A 433-nucleotide genomic window follows, 5' to 3' on the forward strand; every position below is an offset into this window, starting at 1 on the left:
CAGGGATACCTCAGCGATGCCCGCATTCTTGCGCTGAACAGCTACGAAAATCGTGTATACCAAGTGGGCATTGAAGAAAAAGACCCGCTGATTGCCAAGTTCTAAAAGGACATAGAGAGGAATAGAGGGCACCCTTAAATTTGTTTACTATCAGCTTGGATTCTTTAGCAGGCCGTTATAGCCATTTATGGTGCAGATAAGTCAGGTTTGATATGGTTGTCAAAATCGGTATTCAGTTTATGGCTGTCCTCTTTCCCTCGCCTCCTCTTTCCCTTGCCAAGTGTATAGCGTTACATCAGAGATGCCAGTATCTCGTACCAGCTGAGAAACCGCCACATTGTTGGGCGGCATCATTTTCTGAATGATTGACTCTTTAAACTCTTCTGAATAGCGGGCCATTGATTATTCACTGGCCGCCCCCTGTTTAAGTTTT

At 45.0% G+C, this 433-nt stretch carries 1 protein-coding gene and 1 pseudogene; one reads left to right on the plus strand and one right to left on the minus strand.

Annotated elements, in window-relative coordinates:
* Nucleotides 1–102 (plus strand): annotated as a pseudogene (locus Q1B11_RS20300) (stress response kinase A); the annotation flags it as partial.
* A 135-nt stretch (nt 103–237) separates the two neighbouring features.
* Here Q1B11_RS20300 and Q1B11_RS20305 read toward each other — a convergent pair.
* Nucleotides 238–399, minus strand: coding sequence for a transposase (locus Q1B11_RS20305; RefSeq protein ID WP_299735841.1), 162 nt, complete (start codon nt 397–399; stop codon nt 238–240).
* Between the last annotated feature and the right edge of the window lie 34 nt (nt 400–433).

The organism is uncultured Endozoicomonas sp. (genome assembly GCF_947495845.1).
GTDB lineage: Bacteria > Pseudomonadota > Gammaproteobacteria > Pseudomonadales > Endozoicomonadaceae > Endozoicomonas.